At 68.5% G+C, this 18,494-nt stretch carries 19 protein-coding genes; 7 read left to right on the top strand and 12 right to left on the bottom strand.

The window, feature by feature from the left end:
* Window positions 1-27: 27 nt before the first annotated feature.
* Window positions 28-1,332 carry a DUF4032 domain-containing protein gene (locus MRBLMI13_RS14865; protein ID WP_042539777.1) on the top strand — a complete coding sequence of 435 codons (1,305 nt, stop codon included), beginning with the start codon at window positions 28-30 and terminating at the stop codon, window positions 1,330-1,332.
* Between the two features lie 10 nt (window positions 1,333-1,342).
* Here the strand turns inward: MRBLMI13_RS14865 and MRBLMI13_RS14860 are convergent, their stop codons facing one another.
* The 6 genes from MRBLMI13_RS14860 to MRBLMI13_RS14835 all read right to left on the bottom strand — a co-directional run bounded on the left by MRBLMI13_RS14860 (window position 1,343) and on the right by MRBLMI13_RS14835 (window position 6,923).
* Window positions 1,343-1,984, bottom strand: coding sequence for an NAD(P)-dependent oxidoreductase (locus MRBLMI13_RS14860; protein WP_367823499.1), 642 nt, complete (start codon window positions 1,982-1,984; stop codon window positions 1,343-1,345).
* Between the two features lie 11 nt (window positions 1,985-1,995).
* Window positions 1,996-3,003 (bottom strand): 23S rRNA (guanosine(2251)-2'-O)-methyltransferase RlmB, encoded by a 1,008-nt coding sequence (gene rlmB, locus MRBLMI13_RS14855; RefSeq protein ID WP_079113284.1) that lies wholly within the window; start codon window positions 3,001-3,003, stop codon window positions 1,996-1,998.
* The gene (gene cysS / locus MRBLMI13_RS14850) at window positions 2,996-4,402 is read right to left on the bottom strand and encodes a cysteine--tRNA ligase (protein WP_367823501.1); all 1,407 of its coding nucleotides are present in this window, start codon (window positions 4,400-4,402) and stop codon (window positions 2,996-2,998) included. The genes rlmB and cysS overlap by 8 nt, the downstream gene beginning before the upstream one ends.
* A 73-nt stretch (window positions 4,403-4,475) precedes the next feature.
* The gene (locus MRBLMI13_RS14845) at window positions 4,476-5,066 is read right to left on the bottom strand and encodes a short chain dehydrogenase (protein ID WP_042539768.1); all 591 of its coding nucleotides are present in this window, start codon (window positions 5,064-5,066) and stop codon (window positions 4,476-4,478) included.
* Between the two features lie 89 nt (window positions 5,067-5,155).
* On the bottom strand, window positions 5,156-6,367 hold the full coding sequence (gene ispD, locus MRBLMI13_RS14840; RefSeq protein WP_376708842.1) for a 2-C-methyl-D-erythritol 4-phosphate cytidylyltransferase: 1,212 nt from the start codon (window positions 6,365-6,367) through the stop codon (window positions 5,156-5,158).
* Window positions 6,368-6,440: 73 nt separating this feature from the next.
* Window positions 6,441-6,923: a CarD family transcriptional regulator gene (locus MRBLMI13_RS14835; RefSeq protein WP_042539766.1), complete on the bottom strand. Its 483-nt coding sequence runs from the start codon at window positions 6,921-6,923 to the stop codon at window positions 6,441-6,443.
* 135 nt (window positions 6,924-7,058) lie between these two features.
* On the opposite strand from MRBLMI13_RS14835, the gene MRBLMI13_RS14830 reads away from it, so the two are divergent.
* On the top strand, window positions 7,059-7,592 hold the full coding sequence (locus tag MRBLMI13_RS14830; RefSeq protein ID WP_056373619.1) for a hypothetical protein: 534 nt from the start codon (window positions 7,059-7,061) through the stop codon (window positions 7,590-7,592).
* Window positions 7,593-7,672: 80 nt separating this feature from the next.
* Here the strand turns inward: MRBLMI13_RS14830 and MRBLMI13_RS14825 are convergent, their stop codons facing one another.
* Both MRBLMI13_RS14825 and MRBLMI13_RS14820 read right to left on the bottom strand, forming a co-directional pair.
* Window positions 7,673-8,356 carry a response regulator transcription factor gene (locus MRBLMI13_RS14825; protein WP_042539762.1) on the bottom strand — a complete coding sequence of 228 codons (684 nt, stop codon included), beginning with the start codon at window positions 8,354-8,356 and terminating at the stop codon, window positions 7,673-7,675.
* A complete protein-coding gene (locus MRBLMI13_RS14820) occupies window positions 8,353-9,570 on the bottom strand; it encodes a sensor histidine kinase (protein WP_056373621.1) in 1,218 nt (405 codons plus the stop codon). The genes MRBLMI13_RS14825 and MRBLMI13_RS14820 overlap by 4 nt, the downstream gene beginning before the upstream one ends.
* 221 nt (window positions 9,571-9,791) lie before the next feature.
* Here MRBLMI13_RS14820 and phoU point away from each other — a divergent pair, with 221 nt between their 5' ends.
* A complete protein-coding gene (gene phoU, locus MRBLMI13_RS14815) occupies window positions 9,792-10,490 on the top strand; it encodes a phosphate signaling complex protein PhoU (protein ID WP_042539758.1) in 699 nt (232 codons plus the stop codon).
* A gap of 63 nt (window positions 10,491-10,553) precedes the next feature.
* Here phoU and MRBLMI13_RS14810 read toward each other — a convergent pair whose 3' ends face one another.
* A complete protein-coding gene (locus MRBLMI13_RS14810) occupies window positions 10,554-11,303 on the bottom strand; it encodes a phosphoglyceromutase (RefSeq protein ID WP_042539756.1) in 750 nt (249 codons plus the stop codon).
* Window positions 11,304-11,363: 60 nt separating this feature from the next.
* On the opposite strand from MRBLMI13_RS14810, the gene MRBLMI13_RS14805 reads away from it, so the two are divergent.
* Window positions 11,364-12,188, top strand: a complete 825-nt coding sequence (locus MRBLMI13_RS14805; RefSeq protein ID WP_367823506.1) for a class I SAM-dependent methyltransferase — start codon at window positions 11,364-11,366, stop codon at window positions 12,186-12,188.
* A 38-nt stretch (window positions 12,189-12,226) separates the two neighbouring features.
* Here the strand turns inward: MRBLMI13_RS14805 and MRBLMI13_RS14800 are convergent, their stop codons facing one another.
* From MRBLMI13_RS14800 to MRBLMI13_RS14790, 3 genes are all read right to left on the bottom strand, one after another.
* Entirely contained in the window at window positions 12,227-13,348 is a 1,122-nt protein-coding gene (locus MRBLMI13_RS14800) for a YgfZ/GcvT domain-containing protein (protein ID WP_367823508.1), read from the bottom strand.
* 1 nt (window position 13,349) lies between these two features.
* Window positions 13,350-13,952, bottom strand: coding sequence for an FABP family protein (locus MRBLMI13_RS14795; protein ID WP_079113289.1), 603 nt, complete (start codon window positions 13,950-13,952; stop codon window positions 13,350-13,352).
* Between the two features lie 164 nt (window positions 13,953-14,116).
* A complete protein-coding gene (locus tag MRBLMI13_RS14790) occupies window positions 14,117-14,404 on the bottom strand; it encodes a hypothetical protein (RefSeq protein ID WP_042539747.1) in 288 nt (95 codons plus the stop codon).
* Window positions 14,405-14,476: 72 nt separating this feature from the next.
* Here MRBLMI13_RS14790 and MRBLMI13_RS14785 point away from each other — a divergent pair, with 72 nt between their 5' ends.
* From MRBLMI13_RS14785 to MRBLMI13_RS14775, 3 genes are read left to right on the top strand one after another with little or no spacing between them, the layout of a single operon-like run.
* Window positions 14,477-15,160 carry a winged helix-turn-helix transcriptional regulator gene (locus tag MRBLMI13_RS14785; protein WP_042539745.1) on the top strand — a complete coding sequence of 228 codons (684 nt, stop codon included), beginning with the start codon at window positions 14,477-14,479 and terminating at the stop codon, window positions 15,158-15,160.
* A 54-nt stretch (window positions 15,161-15,214) separates the two neighbouring features.
* Window positions 15,215-17,380, top strand: a complete 2,166-nt coding sequence (locus tag MRBLMI13_RS14780; protein WP_367823511.1) for an RNA degradosome polyphosphate kinase — start codon at window positions 15,215-15,217, stop codon at window positions 17,378-17,380.
* Window positions 17,377-18,354, top strand: coding sequence for an NUDIX hydrolase (locus tag MRBLMI13_RS14775; protein WP_079113290.1), 978 nt, complete (start codon window positions 17,377-17,379; stop codon window positions 18,352-18,354). The genes MRBLMI13_RS14780 and MRBLMI13_RS14775 overlap by 4 nt, the downstream gene beginning before the upstream one ends.
* Window positions 18,355-18,494 lie beyond the last annotated feature (140 nt).

The following is an 18,494-nucleotide window of genomic DNA, read 5'->3' as shown; positions in this document are numbered from 1 at the left end:
TTCTTTTCCCCCACCGACTGGAGAGACATGCAGGATGCGCTGCGGATCACCGCGAGCTCGATCGATCCGGGGCTGCTCGCGCTGCCCTGGTCGACACCGCTCGCCAAGTGGCCGTCCGAGTTGATCGTGTCGCTCCCGAAGGGACTCTCGCGGCATCTCGTGCGGTTCGCCGATCTGTCGGGCAAGGTCGTCGCCGTCAAGGAGACGACCGATGAGATGGCGAGGCGCGAGTACGAGATGCTCGGCAACCTCGCCAGGCTCGACGTGCCCTGCGTCGACCGCGTCGCAGTGATCGCCGGGCGCTCGGATGCCGACGGCGAGCCGCTCGCTGCCGCCCTCGTCACATCGCACCTGCGGTTCTCCATGCCCTACCGTGCCCTCTTCACCCGCGTGCTGCGCCCCGACACCGCCACGCGTCTCGTCGACGCCCTGGCCGTGCTGCTCGTGCGCCTCCACAACGTCGGCTTCTACTGGGGCGACGTGTCGCTGTCGAACACGCTCTTTCGGCGCGACGCCGGTGCGTACGCGGCCTACCTCGTCGATGCCGAGACCGGCGAGCTGCACGAGGAGGGACTGACCGACGGCCAGCGCGCCTACGATCTCGATCTCGCCCGCACCAACATCGCCGGCGAGATCATGGACCTCGCCGCCGGCGGGCGCCTGGAGCACGGCGTCGATGCGGTCGCGATCGCCGACGGCATCGTCTCGTCATATCGATCGCTGTGGGCCGAGTTGACCGCGCAGGAGTCTTTCGCCTCTGCCGAGACCTGGCGCATCACCGAACGTGTCGAGCGTCTCAACGCCCTCGGGTTCGACATCGATGAGATGTCGATGTCGACGACCTCCGACGGCACCGTCGTCGAGATCCAGCCCAAGGTCGTGGACGCGGGACACCACCAGCGTCGCCTGATCCGTCTGACCGGCCTCGACGTCGAAGAGAACCAGGCTCGACGCCTGCTCAACGACCTCGATGAGTTCCGCGCGCGCTCGACCAAGCAGTGGGCCGACGAGGAGATGTACGCGCACGAGTGGCTGACCCGCGTCTTCGAACCGGTCGTCCGTGCGATCCCCTGGGAGCTGCGGGCCAAGCTCGAACCCGCCGAGGTGTTCCACCAGGTCCTCGAGCACCGGTGGTACCTGTCACAGGCCCAGGGACGCTCCGTTCCGCTCGCCGAGGTGCTGACGAGCTACATCAACGAGGTGCTGCGGCACCGCCGCGACGAGGCGACCATCATGGGCCCGCCCACCGAGACGATGAGCCTGCCCGTCGTCACCGGCACGAATCCGGTCGCCGATGACGACGACGAGGTCGACTGGCGCGACCTGGTCTGACCGTGCAGCCTCAGTAACCGACCGTGAAGCGCTCGCGGTGGTGGTTGCCCTGCTCGATCTCGTCGACCACGGCGACGGCGAAGTCGCCACCGGAGATGAACGACTTGCCGTCGGCGTCGCGCACGATGACGTCGCCGCCATCGCGGTAGTGACCGGTGCGCTCGCCCTCCGCCCAGGGTCCGAAGACCTCGGCGGGGTGGATGAAGAACCAGTCGAGCGAGTCGTCGGTCTGCTCCAGCAGCGCGAGCGAGTCGATGCCGACCTGCGCCTCGTGCTTGTACTCCTCCGGGAAGCCCTGGTCGAAGAGTCGGGGCCCTCCGGGGGCGATCAGGCTTCCGCCCGCGCCGCCGACCACGCCGACGCGCGTCTCGGTGCCGCTCAGCTTCTCGACGAGGCCGCCGAGCGCATCGAGCACCGAGTTCTCCATGTCGCCGCGAGGAGACAATGCCGACACGACGGCGTCAGCACCGTCGAAGACGTCGCCCAGGCTCGCGAGGTCGAGCACGGACCCCTGGACGTTCTGCGCACCCTCGACCGGGTTCGACGGTGCGGAGCGAGAGACCGAGACGACCTCGTGCCCGCGGCTGACCGCTTCCGAGACGATGTGGCGGCCGGCATAGCCGGTTCCCCCGAGCACGACGATGCGAGCCATGAGCTTCTCCCCTACTTCTTCGCGTTGCGGATGGTCGACACCTGGTACAGCGCGACCGAGGTCGCGATACCGGCGTTGAGCGACTCGGTCACAGCAGAGATCGGGATCGACACGATCTGGTCGCAGGTCTCGGCGACGAGGCGCGACAGGCCCTTGCCCTCGGAACCGGTGACGATCACGACAGGACGGTCTGCGAGCTGCAGCTCGGGCAGCATCACGTCGCCGTCGCCGTCGAGGCCGAGCACGAACACACCCTGCTTCTTGAACTCCTTGAGCTGCGTCGTGAGGTTCGTCGCGAGAGCGACCGGCACACGCGCTGCCGCGCCGGCGCTGGTCTTCCAGGCCGCGGAGTTCACACCGGCCGAGCGACGCTGCGGCAGGATGATGCCGTGGCCGCCGAAAGCACCGGTCGAGCGGATGATCGCGCCGAGGTTGCGCGGGTCGGTGATGCCGTCGAGGGCGACGAACAGCGGAACCTCGCCCTTGTCGATCACTGCCTCGAGCAGATCCTGCGGGTGGGCGTACTCGTAGGGCGGAACCTTGACGGCGACGCCCTGGTGCACCCCGTCGTACCCGGCCATGCGGTCGAGCTCCTGGCGCGTGACCTCGAGCACCGGGATGCCGCGGTTGGTGGCGAGCGACAGCATCTCCTTCACGCGGTCGTCCATCTCGACGCGCTGCGCGATGTAGAACGCCGACGCGGGGATCTTCGCACGCAGAGCCTCGAGCACCGAGTTGCGGCCGGTGACGACCTCGACCTCGGTGGTGTTGTCCTTCGCGCGCGCCGAGCGGTTGGGGTTGCCGCCGGCGGTCTGACGCTGCCCCGGCTTTCCCTTTCCGCCGGACGCCGCATAGCGCTCGGCCGCGGCCTTGCGCTTGCCGGCAGGGTGCCATGCGCGGTCCTCGGCCTTGGGGGTCGGTCCGCGGCCCTCGAGCGCCTTGCGCCCGAGTCCGCCTGTGCCCTTGCTCGGGCCCTTCTTCTTGCCCTTGCCCGCTGAGGGGTTGCCTGGCTTAGCCATCGATACTCCAATGAGTTCCGGCCGGAGAGTCCTCCAGCGTGATTCCTGCGGCGGCGATCGCATCACGAATGCGATCGGCCGCCGCCCAGTCCTTGTCAGCGCGCGCCTGCGCACGCTGCGTGATCATCGTCTGCACGAGCGCGTCGAGAGCGGACGCCTGCGCGTCGCCGCGTCCCGACGCCTCACCGACACGATCGAATCCGAGCACGTCGAGCATCGCGGTGACCTCGTGCCTCGCCGAGGCCGCACCGTCGATGTCGCCCGCGTCGAGCGCCGCGTTGCCTGCGCGCACCGTGTCGTGCAGCACCCCGAGCGCCTGGGGAATGCCGAGGTCGTCATCCATCGCGGTCGCGAAGGCGTCGGGCATCGGGGTGGGCTCCGCCAAGCCGATCGTCTGAGGGAGCATGCGCTCCGCGCGTTCGACGAACGTGCGGATCCGCCCCAGCGCCGCCTCGGCCTCGGCCCACGACGACTCCGAGAGGTCGAGGCTCGACCGGTAGTGCGCGGCGGCGAGCGCGTAGCGCACGACCTGCGGGTCGCGCTCGGCGAGCACGTCGCGAGCGAGCGTGAAGTTGCCGAGGGACTTCGACATCTTCTGCCCGCCCACCGTCACGAGGCCGTTGTGCACCCAGTACCTCGCGAACCGGTCTCCGGCAGCGGTCGACTGCGCGAGCTCGTTCTCGTGGTGCGGGAAGCGCAGATCGAGTCCGCCGCCGTGGATGTCGAACTCGGGGCCGAGGTAGCGCTTCGACATCGCCGAGCACTCGATGTGCCAGCCGGGGCGGCCCGCGCCCCAGGGAGACTGCCACGTGGCATCCGCCTGCTCATCGGCCTTCGCGCCCTTCCAGAGCGCGAAGTCCTGAGGGGTGCGCTTGCCTCGGGGGTCGGCGTCCTCCGCTGCCTCCATGGCGTCGATCGACTGATTCGTCAGTGATCCGTATTCCGACCACGAGCGCACGTCGAAATAGACATCTCCCGAGCCGTCCGGCGCAGGGTACGCATGACCGCGCTCGATGAGGGTCGCGATGATCTCCTGCATCTGGGGCACGGAGGCGGTCGCGCGGGGCTCGTAGGTCGGCGGAAGGATGCCGACTCCGGCATACGCCGCGGTGAACTCCTGCTCCATCCGGTACGCCAGCGCCCACCAGGGCTCGGTGTCGGTCGCGTTCGCGAGCACCTTGTCGTCGATGTCCGTGACGTTGCGCACGAACGTGACCCGGCCGTAGCGGTGCGTCAGCCAGCGTCGCAGCAGATCGAAGCTCAGAGCTGCGCGGACGTGCCCGATGTGGGGGCCTGACTGCACAGTGGGTCCGCAGACATACATCGTGACGTTCTCGGGATCGAGCGGCACGAAGTCGCGCAGCTGCTGTGCGCGGGTGTCGTAGAGGCGGAGAGTCACCGCACAAGCTTACCGGGCCGCCGATCCCGTTGACTGGGTGTGACCCCGGGCCCTCGAACCGCCTCGCCGACCCTCAGTCGACCGGGAACACCTGCCCGGTCTGCACTCCGAGCACGCTCTTCGCGTACGCCTGTCCGACGCGGTGCGACGACACGGGCACGAAGCCGGGGAACGACGAGTGATACGACGGCGCATCCTCGAGCACCGACGGGCTCACGGCGTTGATGCGGATGCCGCGGGGCAGTTCGGTGGCCGCCGCGAGCACGAAGGACTCGACGGCCCCGTTCGCGAACGACGCGGCGGCGCCCGCAGCGATGGGCTCACGCGCGAGGATGCCGGAGGTCAGGGTGAACGACCCGCGGTCGCGCACGAACGACGTGCCGATGCGCACGACGTCGAGCTGCGACAGCACCTTGCCGCGGAAAGCGGATTCGTAGTCTCCACGGGTCAACCCGTCGAGGGGCCGGAACGGCACCTCCCCCACCGCGACGATCACGGCATCGACCTGGCCGACTGTCGCGAACAGGCGTTCGACGGAAGCCGGATCCGTGACGTCCACCGAGGGCTCACTGCTGCGCGACGCGGCGATGATCTCATGACCGTCCAGTGCGTGGACGGCGGTTCGTCCGACCTGACCGCCGGCTCCGATGACGAGAATCCTCATGACGCCTCCTTCTCCGCATGCGACTGCCGCACGACGATGTCCGACAACGACGGCGGATGCCGACGCATTCCCCGATGCCGTCCGCAGCGTCAGGTCGGGTGGACCATGGCGACCGCCGTCACCGCGATGCCCTCACCGCGCCCGGGGAACCCCAAGCCGTCGGTGGTGGTGGCCGTGACTGAGACCGGCGCGCCGCCGAGTGCCGCCGAGAGCACCCGCTCAGCCTCGGCACGGCGGCCGCTGAAGCGCGGTCGATTGCCCTGGAACTGCACCGACACGTTGCCGATCGCATAGCCCGCTTCGTGGAGGAGCTCGCGGGTGCGGGCGAGGAAGACCTCTGCGTGAGCACCGGCGTACTCGGGGTGCGCGGTGCCGAAGTGCTCGCCGATGTCGCCGAGCCCCGCGGCGCCCAGCAGGGCGTCGACCATCGCGTGGGCCACGGCGTCGCCGTCGGAGTGACCCGAGAGCGCTCGCTCACCCGGCCACTCGATGCCGGCCAGCCACAGGTTGCCGTCTCCGCCGAACGCGTGCACATCCGTGCCGAGCCCGACCCGGGGTCCGGTCCATGTGGAGTCCGGTGCGGAGTCCGGCACGGACGTCGGCGTCTGCACGTCCGCCAGCAGATGACGGGCGCGCTCGAGGTCGGCCGGCGTGGTGATCTTGAATCCGCGAGGCGACCCGGCGATCTGTCGCACGAGATGCCCGGCCGCCGCGAACAGCGCCGCATCGTCGGTGTACTCGATGCCCGACGCGGCCGCCGCTTCGTATGCGGCCTCGAGCAGAGCCCGCGGGAACCCCTGAGGAGTCTGTGCCGCGGCGAGCTCGGAGCGATCGACCGGCGCGATGACGGCATCCCCCTCGACCCGCTTCAGCGTGTCGACGACCGGGAGCGTCGGGATCACCCCGCTCTCGCCGTCGATGGCCGCCGCCACCGCATCGATGATCTCGGGGGGCGTCAGAGCGCGCGCCGCGTCATGGACGAGCACTCGCGTGACATCGCCCCACAGCGCTCCGAGTCCGGCGGAGACGGACTCCTGCCGCGTAGCCCCGCCCGTCACGACCCTGCCGAGATCGATGCGGTCGCCCGCGGCTGCGCGGACCTCGGTCTCGGCGTCGCCCTCGAACCCGGCAGGCGCGACGACGATGACCTGGGCGGGGGCGGCGGCGAAGACGCCGTCGAGCGCGTGGCGGAGGATCGAATGCGTGTCGATGCCGACGAACGCCTTGGGCGCCCCGGCATCCAGTCGGGTGCCGGAGCCGGCGGCGACGACGATGATCGCGGTGTCAGGAACGGGAAGCATGCTCACCAGGTTCACGTTACCGGCGCGCACGAAAAAAGGCGGATGCCGAAGCACCCGCCTTCTCTCAGTCCACTCAGGACGCGAGGACCTCGTCGAGCAGTGCGCTCGCCTTGTCCTCGTCGGTCTTCTCAGCGAGCGCGAGCTCGGAGATGAGGATCTGACGCGCCTTGGCCAGCATCCGCTTCTCACCCGCAGACAGCCCGCGGTCCTGGTCACGACGCCACAGGTCGCGCACGACCTCGCTCACCTTGATGACATCGCCGGAGGCGAGCTTCTCGAGGTTCGCCTTGTAACGACGCGACCAGTTGGTCGGCTCTTCGGTGAACGGCGCGCGAAGCACCTCGAACACAGCGTCGAGGCCCTCTCGGCCGATGACATCGCGGACCCCGACGAGATCGACGTTCTCAGCGGGCACCTCGATGATGAGGTCCCCCTGGGTGACGTTGAGCTTCAGGTATTTCTTCGCCTCACCCTTGATGATGCGCTCCTTGACCTCGATGATGGTCGCAGCGCCATGGTGCGGATAGACGACAGTTTCGCCAACCTCAAAAAGCATAAAAACTTGTCCTTTCGGCAACCTCAAGGATACCACAGGGGGAATGCGCTAAGGTTCGCGCCTCCACGTCCTCAGGGGGCACCCCGCATGCGCATAGAATGGATGCGGATATCCCGTCGGACCTCAGGAGGACCCGTGAAATCGCGCCTTGTTGCGTCTGCCGCCATCAGCGCCCTCGTTCTTCTCGGCGCGACCGGCTGCACGTTCATTACGCCGCAGTCGACGGAGGTCCAGTACTCGGCCTCGGACGGCGTCAACGTCTCGGACTCGGACGGCCCGATCGACGTGCGCAACGCGTTCATCGTCGCGAACGAAGACGGCTCCGTCGGCAACTTCGTCGCCGCCGTCGTGAACCCGACCACCGAGAAGGCCACGCTCACGATGACGATCGACGGGCTCGACCCGTTCACCGTGTCGGTGCCCGCAGGCAAGACCGTCAGTTTCGGCGCCGACGAGGAGCCGCTGCGCATCGAAGACCTCGACACGATGCCCGGTGCGACGATCGAGATCCACTTCCAGTCGGGTGACGGCGCCGGCACCAAGACCGAGGTCCCGGTTCTCGACGGCGCGCTGCCGTACTACGCCGACCTGGTGCCCAGCGCCACGAAGTCGACCCCCACGCCTGAGCCGGTCCCGTCCGACACGGCCGCCCCCGCTCCCTCGGAGTGATCCGGCGCACACGCTGAAGAAGAGGCCGTCACCCCCGGGGTGACGGCCTCTTCTGTACGGCGCTGGGGCTCAGCCCTCGCTCAGCCCTCGAAGCGGTAGCCGAGGCCCCGGACGGTGACGAGCATGACCGGCTCGCCCGGGTTCTCCTCGATCCGCGAGCGGATGCGCTTGATGTGCACGTCGAGGGTCTTGGTGTCGCCGAAGTAGTCGCTGCCCCACACCCGGTCGATCAGCTGGCCGCGCGTGAGCACGCGACCCGAGTTGCGCATGAGCACCTCGAGAAGCTCGAACTCCTTCAGCGGCATGTTGATCTGCTGACCGGCGACCGTCACCGTGTGGCGGTCGATGTCGAGTGAGACGCGGCCGCCGTCGAGCACGCGCTCGTCGAGCTCGCTGTCGGCCTGGACCACGCGGCGCAGCACAGCACGCATCCGAGCCAGCAGCTCACGCGACGAGTACGGCTTGGTGACGTAGTCGTCGGCGCCGAGCTCGAGCCCGACGACGATGTCCACCTCCGAGTCCTTGGCCGTGACCATGATGATCGGCACGGCAGAGGTCGAGCGGATCTGCCGGCACACCTCGGTGCCCGGCATGCCGGGCAGCATCAGGTCGAGGAGCACCACATCGGCGCCGCGCTCGCGGAACGCGGTCAGCGCCCCCGGGCCGTCCTCGGCGATCTCGACCTCGTACCCCTCTCGGCGCAGCAGATAGGCGAGCGGGTCGGCGAGGTCGGGCTCGTCTTCGACGAGAAGGATGCGGGTCATGCGTTCTCTCCGTTTCGGACGCGAGCTGCGGCCTTCGCCGCCTTGCGCTCGCGCTTCTTCTTGTTCTTCTTGTCCCTGTCGATGCTCGGGGGAGCATCGATCGTGGGAAGCCTGATGGTGAAGGTCGAGCCTCGTCCGGGGCGCGACCAGAGGCGCACCTCGCCACCGTGGCGCTGTGTGGCGTGCTTGACGATCGAGAGTCCGAGTCCGGTTCCGCCGGTGCGGCGCGACCTCGCCTCGTCTGCACGGTAGAAGCGCTCGAAGATCCGCTCTCGATCCGCCTCCGCGATGCCGATGCCCTGGTCGGACACCGCGATCTCGACGACACCGTCGTCGGCCTTCACTCCGATGCCGACGCGGGACCCCCTCGGGGAGTAGACGATCGCGTTGGCGATGAGGTTGCCGAACGCCTCGATCAGGATCTGCGAGTCACCGCGCACCCAGACTCCCCGGTCGCCGCCGCGAGCGAGCTCGACCCCGGCCGAGTCGGCCTGCACGACATGCGCCTCGAGGGCGGTCGCCAGCACCTCGTCGATCGAGACGGGGCGCACGTCCGACAGCGCGTCATCGGTCTGGAGCCTCGACAGACTCATGATGCGGCCGGTCAGCTGACCGAGACGAGCGGCCTCGGCCGAGATCCGGGTGGCGAAATGGCGCACCTGCGCAGGATCGTCCGCCGCGGACTCGATGGCCTCGGCCAGCAGGGTCACCGCACCGACCGGGGTCTTGAGCTCGTGGCTGGTGTTGGCGACGAAATCGCGGCGCATCTGATCCAGGCGCTCCTGCTCGGTGACATCGCGGATGATCAGCAGGGTCATGCGGGGGCTGATCACACTCGCGCGTGCCGAGACGAGTCGGGGATCGAGGCTGAGCCCGCCCCGTGTGATGCGCAGGGATTCGGTCGCCGAGCCGCCGTCGTTGCGGCCGCCGCGCACGAGCTGACGCAGCTCGGGATTCTCCAGCGGTGCTCCCACCTCTATGCCGAATCGCGTGGCTGCTTTGGAGACGGCGAGCACGAGCCCCGAGGAATCGACCACGCAGGCTGCGTCGTCCATGCTGCCCAGCACCGCGGTGACGCCCGCCGGAACGGCGAGTGACGTCTCGTCGGCGACCCGTGCCCTGGCGCGGTACGCCCAGGCGATGAGAAGCGATAGGCCGATGCCGATCACGAGGCCGACGGCCAACGCGAGCAGCGCGATCTGCGGCAAGGTCATAACCACAGCGTAGAGTGCGTTCACCGCCGGATCGGCGGGTTCTCCTGTGCTGGCAACAACGCGAGAAGTACTATTCACGTGCTGGGCACCGTTCGTTAACCTTCGAAGCAGACAATCGCTTTCGGGCCTGTGCGGGAGCGCGGACCTCTCCTCCCGCGCGGACGACCCAGCCGTCTCGCGCTGTCACCACAGTCGAGACCCGAATGAAAGGTTGCGCCCACATGCGCGAAGTCTTCCACCAGTCCCTCGAGGACCTGCAGTCCCGTCTCGTGGAGATCGCCGACCTCGTCACGGTCTCGATCGACAAGGCGACGCGTGCGTTCGCCACCAGCGACGTCGAGCTCGCCGAAGAGGTCATCGCCGACGACGCGAAGATCGACGAGCTGGCGGTCAAGCTCGACGAGCAGGCCATCGAGATCCTCGCCCGTCAGCAGCCCGTCGCCCGCGACCTGCGCATCGTGGTGATCGCGCTGCGTGTCAGCGCCTCGCTCGAGCGCATGGGTGACATGTCAGAGCACATCGCCCAGCTCGCTCGCCTCCGCTTCCCGGAGCGCGCGATCCCGAAGGGCCTCAAGGGCACCTTCACCAAGATGGGCGAGCTCGACGTCGAGATCTCGCGCACTCTCTCGGAGCTGCTGCGCACCCAGGACCTGCGCCTGGCCGACACCATCCGCAACACCGACGATGACATCGACGAGCTGCACGCCAGCGTGTTCGAGAAGGTGCTCAGCGACAACTGGAAGGGCGAGGCGACCGCGACGGTCGACGCCACGCTCGCCAGCCGCTACCACGAGCGCTTCGCCGACCACGCCGTCGCCGTCGCCAAGAAGGTCGTGTACCTCGCGACCGGTGACTGGCGCGTCGAAGAGGAGGACATCCCCCTGGCAGCCGAGCAGCAGCGCGAGTTCGGTCACGCCTGAGGCGTCACGACAGAGAAGAAGGGGGCGGATGCTGACAGCATCCGCCCCCTTCGTCGTCCGGTGCTACTTCTTGCCCTGCGCAGCCACGGCGGCGGCGCCTGCGGCAGCGGCCTCGGGGTCGAGGTAACGACCGGGGCCGGTCGGGACGTTGTTCTCGTCGAGCTCGTAGACCAGCGGAATGCCGGTGGGGATGTTGAGTTCGGCGATGTCGTCGTCGCTGATGCCCTCGAGGTGCTTCACCAGGCCGCGCAGCGAGTTGCCGTGGGCGGTGACGAGAACCGTCTTGCCGGCCTCGAGGTCGGGGACGATCGCGTCGTTCCAGTACGGCAGCAGGCGGTCGATCACGAGCTTCAGCGACTCGGTGCGGGGCACCTCGCCGTCGATGTCGGCGTATCGCACATCGCCGACCTGGCTGAACTCGCTCTCATCGTCGAGCAGGGGCGGCGGCACGTCGAACGAGCGACGCCAGAGCTGGAACTGTTCAGGGCCGAACTCCTCGAGGGTCTGCGCCTTGTCCTTGCCCTGCAGGGCGCCGTAGTGACGCTCGTTGAGGCGCCACGAGCGCGTCACGGGAATCCACAGGCGGTCGGCTGCGTCGAGCGCGATGTTCGCGGTCTGGATCGCACGGCTGAGCAGAGAGGTGTGCAGCACGTCGGGCAGGATGCCGGCCTCGGCAAGCAGCTCGCCACCGCGCTGAGCCTCCTTCTTTCCCTGCTCGTTGAGGCGGACGTCCACCCAGCCGGTGAACAGGTTCAGTTCGTTCCACTCGCTCCGGCCGTGACGGAGCAGGATCAGGGTGCGCTTCGAAGTCATGACGTCAGTTTATCGGCGCAGCTCGACGCGTCCACGCCCGTGCCCTGCGAGGATTGACGTATGGCGTCATCTCCTCTCGGTCGGCCGACCCGCGGCACAACCGGGACGAACCGGCTGCGCCGCAACGATCGATGGATCGCGGCGAGCCCCGCGTTCCGCCGAGCCGAAGACCCGCTGGTGATCGACCTCGGCTACGGAGCCAGCGGCGTGACGGCGTTCGAGCTCGCGACCCGTCTGCAGCGCGTCCGCTCGGATGCCGAGGTGCGTGGCCTCGAGATCGATCCGGAGCGAGTGGCCACTGCGAACCGCCAGCTCGCCGAGGTGCAGGCTGCGCGCACGCCCTTCTCCCCCGACCTCCGAGTCTCGTTCGCCCGTGGAGGGTTCGAGGTGCCGCTGCCGGCCGGACGCCGACCCGCGGTCATCCGGGCCATGAACGTGCTGCGGCAGTACGACGAGGGCGACGTCGCGAGCGCCTGGCGCACCATGTCGACTCGGCTGTCTCGTGACGGGCTTCTCGTCGAGGGCACCTGCGATGAGATCGGGCGCGTGTCGAGCTGGATCGACGTGGGCCCGACGGGGGTGCCGCTGCGATTCACGATCTCGCTCCGACTCGCCGACCTCGAACATCCGAGCATCGTCGCAGAGCGCCTGCCGAAGGCTCTCATCCACCGCAACGTGCCTGGCGAGCGGATCCACTCCCTGCTCGTCGACCTCGACCGCGAATGGGACCGTGCAGCACCGCTGTCGACTTTCGGCGCGACGCAGCGGTTCCTGGCCGCGGTCGCGGCGCTCCGGGATCAGGGGTGGCCGGTGCTGGGCGGCAAGACCAGGTGGCGACTGGGCGAGCTCACGCTCCCCTGGGATGCGGTGGCTCCGCTCCCCTGACTGGTGCTCCCCTGACGGGTGGGCCCTGCACGCCTCGCTCAGCCCGCCTGACGGGGATCCGGGGCGGTGGGGCGACGGGACAGCCGGGTGAGGCGCGGGATGTCGGCCATGGCACCCGCATCCGCCGGCACGATGACCTGCTGGGTCGCGGCGATGTCGACGCCCTCGGCTCGGACGACGAGATCGCCCACCGGTGTGCGACGAGACAGGATCGCGAGCGCGATCGGGCCGTCTTCATGGTGTCTGGCGACGGAGGTGATGTGCCCCACCTCGTCGTCGCCGGCGAAGACCGCATCGCCGACTGCCGGCAGCACCGCCTCGCTGCCGTCGAGGTGCAGCGCCGCGAGCCTGCGAGGCGGGTGTCCGAGGTTGTGCACCTTGGCCACCGTCTCCTGGCCGCGGTAGCACCCCTTGTTCAGGTGCACCGCGGTGCGGATCCAGTCCGATTCGTGGGGCAGCGAGCGCTCGTCGACCTCGGCCGACCACCGCGGACGCCAGGCGGCGACGCGCAGTGCCTCGGCGGCGAGGAGCCCTGCCACCTCTTCGGACGACAGGGTCGCGGCGAGCGCGTCGGCGGCGTCGGTCGTCGCGATCGCCACCCTCCACGCGAGCTCTGCGCCCGGATGATCGATGACCTCGGCGTACTGATGACCACCCGCGCTCACGCGCTGCCAGGGGTCGGCCCAGATCAGCGGAGCGCCGGACGGAGCGGATGCGGCAGCAGTCGCCCGCTCAGCCGCCGCGCCACCGTCGACGAAGCCGAGCAACGCCAGATCGGGGCGCACAGCCACGGTCGCCTGGGTGCGGAACTTCATGCGCGTCAGCCAGGTCGCGAGCGCCTCCGCGTCGTCGGTGTCGGCGATCAGCCAGGTCGACGAGCCGTCGTCGACGACCCCTGCCGCGTGCTCGACGCGCCCCTGAGGGTCGAGCACCAGCAGTTCCGTGCTCTCGCCGGCAGCGAGTCGGCCCACGGACTGAGAGGTGATCGAGTCCAGCCACCCCAGCCGTTCGGGACCGGCGACTTCGATGACCGTCCGGTCGCCGAGCGGAACCAGGGCCGCTCCGTCTGCGAGACGACGCTGCTCGCGGAAGGCGTCGCCGAAGTGCGCGATCCCGTGCTCGGCGATCACAGCTCCCGGGAAGTCGGTGAATCCGGTCATGTCAGACCTTCGCGAGTCGAGCGGAAGCGTGAGACCGCATCGGCGTGCCGAGAGCCGCGATGTCCCAGGCCCAGAGAAGGTGGTTGTCGACCAGGCCGTACATCCGCGTGGCTGCGCCGTACTCCTTGGCCCCGGCTCCGCGCACGATGGCGTCGGAGGCGATGTCGATACGCGGACCGTTGATCTCGCCGAGGTAGAGCTCGAGCGTCCCGTCGGCGTGGGCGATCGAGACCTCGATCGGGAAGCCGCCTGAGGGAGCGCGCAGTTCCTCCACGTCGTCGACGCTGCGCACGACCTGCTCGGCGCGCGGCGGCAGCAGTGCGGGGCCGGCGTCGGAGTCGGAGGCCGGCCGGGAGAGACGCCAGTAGCCGCTCTCGGCGACGAGCGGGATCGAGACGGCACCGTCTTCGCCCGCCAGGATCGCCGTCGCGGAGTAGTTCAGGAAGGGGCCGCCGTCATGGCTGAAGCTCACCCGGTGGGTGAACTCGCCCTGCAGACGGTCGTCGCCGACCGGATAGTCGATGACCCCGGTGCCCTCCCAGACGCCGATCAGCCACGAGAGCGGCGCGAGGTCGGCCGGGAGATCGGTGGGCAGCTCGAGCACGATGCTCAGCGCTGGCCGCGGAAGAGGTTCCGCAGCACGACGACCGAGACGAAGGCGATCGCGAGGCTCGCCAGGCCCAGAAGACCGATGAAGAAGAGTTCGAGCGCCATGAGGTCCATGGCCTCCACTTTACCCTCCAGCAGGCCGGGTGTCTCGTCCGCTGATCAGGTGACGAGAGCGGCGAGACCGAAGCCGACCGAGATCACGCCCATCAGCAGCAGTGCGCCGATGGTGCTGGCGCCCACGCGGAAGATGAAGCCCTGGGTGCGCCCGTACTGCAGCTGCACGGCGAAGGAGAGGAGCACGATCGCGCCGAAGACCACGAGCAGCCACGGCACTCGCCACTCCTCGGCGACGAAGATGCCCACGCCGATCGAGGCGACGAAGGCGACCGCCCAGACGATGAGCACGCCGACGAAAGCATTACGCGGTGCGAGCGCTGGATCCGTCATGACTCCATTGTGACCCATCGGCGCCCGGTATCATTGCGGCACGGCGTACCCCGCCGTCCGGAAGGAGTGCGTGTGGCCCAGGTCCTGGTGTTGACCAATGCTCCGGTCTCGGAGCAGGTCCTGCCCGCACTCGAGCTCCTCAGCCATCGAGTGCGCCAGATCCCGGCCGAGCCCGCCCAACTCGTGAGCGCCCCCGAATACGACATCGTGATCGTCGACGGGCGTCTCGACCTCGTCGGCGCGAAGTCGCTCTGCCGCCTGCTGCGAGCCACCGGTCAGGATGCGCCGCTGCTGCTCGTCGTGACGGAGGGCGGGATGAGCGCGCTGTCCGGGGACTGGGGCATCGACGACGTGCTCCTCGCCACCGCCGGCCCGGCCGAGACCGATGCCCGCGTGCGGCTCGCCCTCGCCCGCCGGGACGAGGTCGCAGAGCCGACGCGCGTGCAGGCCTCCGGCGTCACGATCGACGAGCAGTCGTATTCGGCGAAGCTCAGAGGGCGCCCGCTGGACCTCACGTACAAGGAGTTCCAGCTCCTGCACTTCCTCGCCACGCACCCGTCGCGGGTGTTCACGCGCGAGCAGCTGCTCAGCGAGGTGTGGGGCTACGACTACTTCGGCGGCACCAGAACCGTCGATGTGCACGTGCGACGCCTGCGGGCGAAGCTGGGCGACCAGGAGCAGATCATCGGCACGGTCCGCAACGTCGGCTACCGATTCAACGTCTACGACGAGGAGACGGTCGCCGCATCGCGGTGACGCACGCACCGTCAGTTCACACGCGCGTCACCTCACGGTGCTTAGATGTACCCCATGATCGATCCCGCACTCGCCGACGCAGGTCTCGGTGACGCTGAAGATGACGACTTCGATGCCGTCGAGTCCCCCGACTCGCTTCTCCCCGACCACCGCTACCACGATCGCGAGCTGAGCTGGCTCGCTTTCAACCAGCGCGTGCTCGAACTCGCGGAGGATCCGTCGCTCCCCGAACTCGAGCGTGCGAACTTCCTCGCCATCTTCGCGAGCAACCTCGACGAGTTCTTCATGGTGCGCGTCGCCGGACTCAAGCGCCGCATCCTGACCGGTCTGGCGGTGCCCACCAACATCGGCCGCTCCCCCGCCGACGCCCTCGCCGACATCGCCCGTGAGGCGCACGCGCTGCAGCTGCGTCACGCCGACGCCTGGAAGTCGCTCGTGCGTCCGGCGCTGGCCGAGTCCGGCATCGAGATCACCGAGTGGGCCGAGCTCACCGACGAGGAGCGAGCCAAGCTCTCCGAGTACTTCGGTGCCCAGGTGTTCCCCGTCCTGATGCCGCTCGCGGTCGACCCGGCGCACCCGTTCCCGTACATCTCCGGGCTGTCGCTGAACCTCGCCATCCGCATCCGCAACGCCCGCACCGGGCGTCAGGAATTCGCGCGCCTCAAGGTGCCGCCCATGCTTCCCCGATTCGTCGAGGTTCCGGGCTCCGGCGAGATCAAGCGTTTCCTCACGCTCGAAGAGCTCATCGCGAACCACCTCGGCGATCTCTTCCCGGGCATGGAGGTCCTCGACCACCACGCCTTCCGCCTCACCCGCAACGAGGATGTGGAGATCGAGGAGGACGAGAGCGAGAACCTCATCCAGGCGCTCGAGGCCGAGCTGCTCCGCCGCCGCTTCGGTCCGCCGATCCGCCTCGAGATCACCGACGACATGGACGAGGTCACGATGGACCTCCTGGTGCGCGAGCTCGAGATCACCGACCAGGAGATCTACCGACTCCCCGGACCGCTCGACCTCCGAGGTCTCTTCGACCTGTCGCGCATCGATCGCCCGGATCTCCGCTACCCGCCGCATCTTCCGACCACGGCAGTCGCCTTCCAGCCGACCGGGAGCAACACCCGAGCCGACATCTTCAAGGCGATCCGCAAGTCGGACGTGCTCGTGCACCACCCGTACGAGTCGTTCACCACGAGCGTCGTCTCGTTCCTCGAGCAGGCGGCGCGCGACCCGCACGTGCTCGCGATCAAGCAGACTCTCTACCGCACCTCGGGCGACAGCCCGATCGTCGAGGCGCTGATCGACGCCGCCGAAGCGGGAAAGCAGGTGCTGGCGCTGGTCGAGGTCAAGGCCCGCTTCGACGAGGCGAACAACATCGTCTGGGCGCGCAAGCTCGAGAAGGCGGGCGTCCACGTCGTCTACGGCCTCGTCGGACTCAAGACCCACTGCAAGCTCGCGCTCGTCATCCGTGAGGAAGACGGGGTGCTGCGTCACTACTCGCACATCGGCACGGGCAACTACAACCCGAAGACCAGCCGCATCTATGAGGACTTCGGGCTGTTCACCACCGACGCTCAGGTCGGCAAGGACCTCACTCGCCTGTTCAACGAGCTCAGCGGATACGCGATCGAGAAGAAGTTCAAGCGCTTGCTCGTCGCGCCGCTGCACCTGCGCAAGGGCCTCGTGCGCCAGATCGACCACGAGCGCCGCAATGCCGAGAACGGCAAGCCGGCGAGCATCCGCATCAAGGTGAACTCGATGGTCGACGAAGAGGTCATCGACGCCCTGTACCGCGCGAGCGCCGCCGGCGTGAAGGTCGACGTGTGGGTGCGAGGCATCTGCAGTCTGCGCACCGACCTCGAGGGGATCAGCGACAACATCACCGTCCGCAGCATCCTCGGTCGTTACCTCGAGCACTCGCGCATCTTCGCGTTCCACAACGACGGCGACGCGCAGGTGCACATCGGCAGCGCCGACATGATGCACCGCAACCTCGACCGCCGCGTCGAGGCGCTGGTGCGCGTCACCGACCCCGGTCACATGAAGGACCTGCTCGACTTCTTCGACCTCGCCATGGACCCAGGAACCACCTCGTGGCACCTCGGCGCCGACGGCGTCTGGACCCGGCACGCCACGGATGCCGCAGGCAAGCCCCTCATCGACCTGCAGGACAAGACCATGGGGTTGGTCCAGCGACGCCGTCGCGCACGGGCGGTTCGATGAACGACGATTCGAGCACCAGGGCAGCACGGTCGAAGTGGACGGACAAGGCCGTGTACGCGGCCGGCGCGGTCGTCTGGCGACTCATCGACGGCAAGCTGCGGATCCTTCTGATCCATCGCACCAAGTACCGCGACGTCACGCTTCCCAAGGGCAAGGTCGACCCCGGTGAGATGCTCGCCGAGACGGCTGTGCGGGAGGTGCACGAAGAGACCGGCATCCGAGTCTCGCTCGGAGTCCCCGTCGGCGTGAGCCGCTACCATCTGCCCTCCAGCAAGCAGAAGGTCGTGCACTACTGGGCGGCCGAGGCCACGTCCGACGCGATCCGCGCCTCGACGTTCGTGCCGAATCGCGAGATCGCCGCGCTCGAATGGGTCAGCGTCAAGAAGGCGCGCGACCGGCTGAGCTACCCGGTCGACATCGAGATCCTCGACTTCTTCGCTCAGCTCGTCGATGACGGCGTGCTGCGCACGTTCCCGATCATCGCCCTGCGCCACGCGAAGGCGCTCTCGCGCGGCGACTGGGACGGCCCGGATGCCGAACGTCCTCTGACCGATCGAGGCCTGCATCAGGCGAAGTCGATCGTCGGCCCGCTGCGGGCCTTCGGCGTGCGCAAGATCATCACGAGTGATGCCGTGCGCTGCATGCAGACCGTGACCCCGCTCGCGAAGGCCCTCGATCGGAAGACCGTCACCACGCCGAAGATCAGTCAGGACGCGTGGGAGGACGGCGAAGACGATCTGCGTTCGATCGTCGGTCGCCGCGTGCGATCGGGCAAGCCGGCAGTGCTGTGCAGCCATGGCCCTGTGCTCCCGGGAATCCTGACCGAGATCGCCCTGGCCACCGGAACGGTCCGCGGCTCCTATGTCAGCAGCGCGGCCGACCTCGAACCGGCCGCCTTCTCGGTCGCGCACCTCTCGGCCTCCAACCCGGGGTCGGGGATCATCGCGATCGAGACGCACATCCCCAAGGTCTAGCGCGCTGCGAAAGACGAGACGAAAGGCCGCATCCGTCAACGGATGCGGCCTTTCGCATGCCCCAGAGAGACGCGCGCCGTTCACCTGCCGTTCACCTGCGCGGGAGAGTCTCGTTAACCGCCGCACATAGCGTCACTGTG

Origin of the sequence: Microbacterium sp. LMI13-1-1.1 (genome assembly GCF_040815625.1) — a bacterium.
In the GTDB taxonomy this organism is placed as follows: Bacteria; Actinomycetota; Actinomycetes; order Actinomycetales; family Microbacteriaceae; genus Microbacterium; species Microbacterium forte.
Note: the sequence above shows the minus strand (reverse complement) of the source record. Positions and strands in the feature narration are given on the sequence as shown.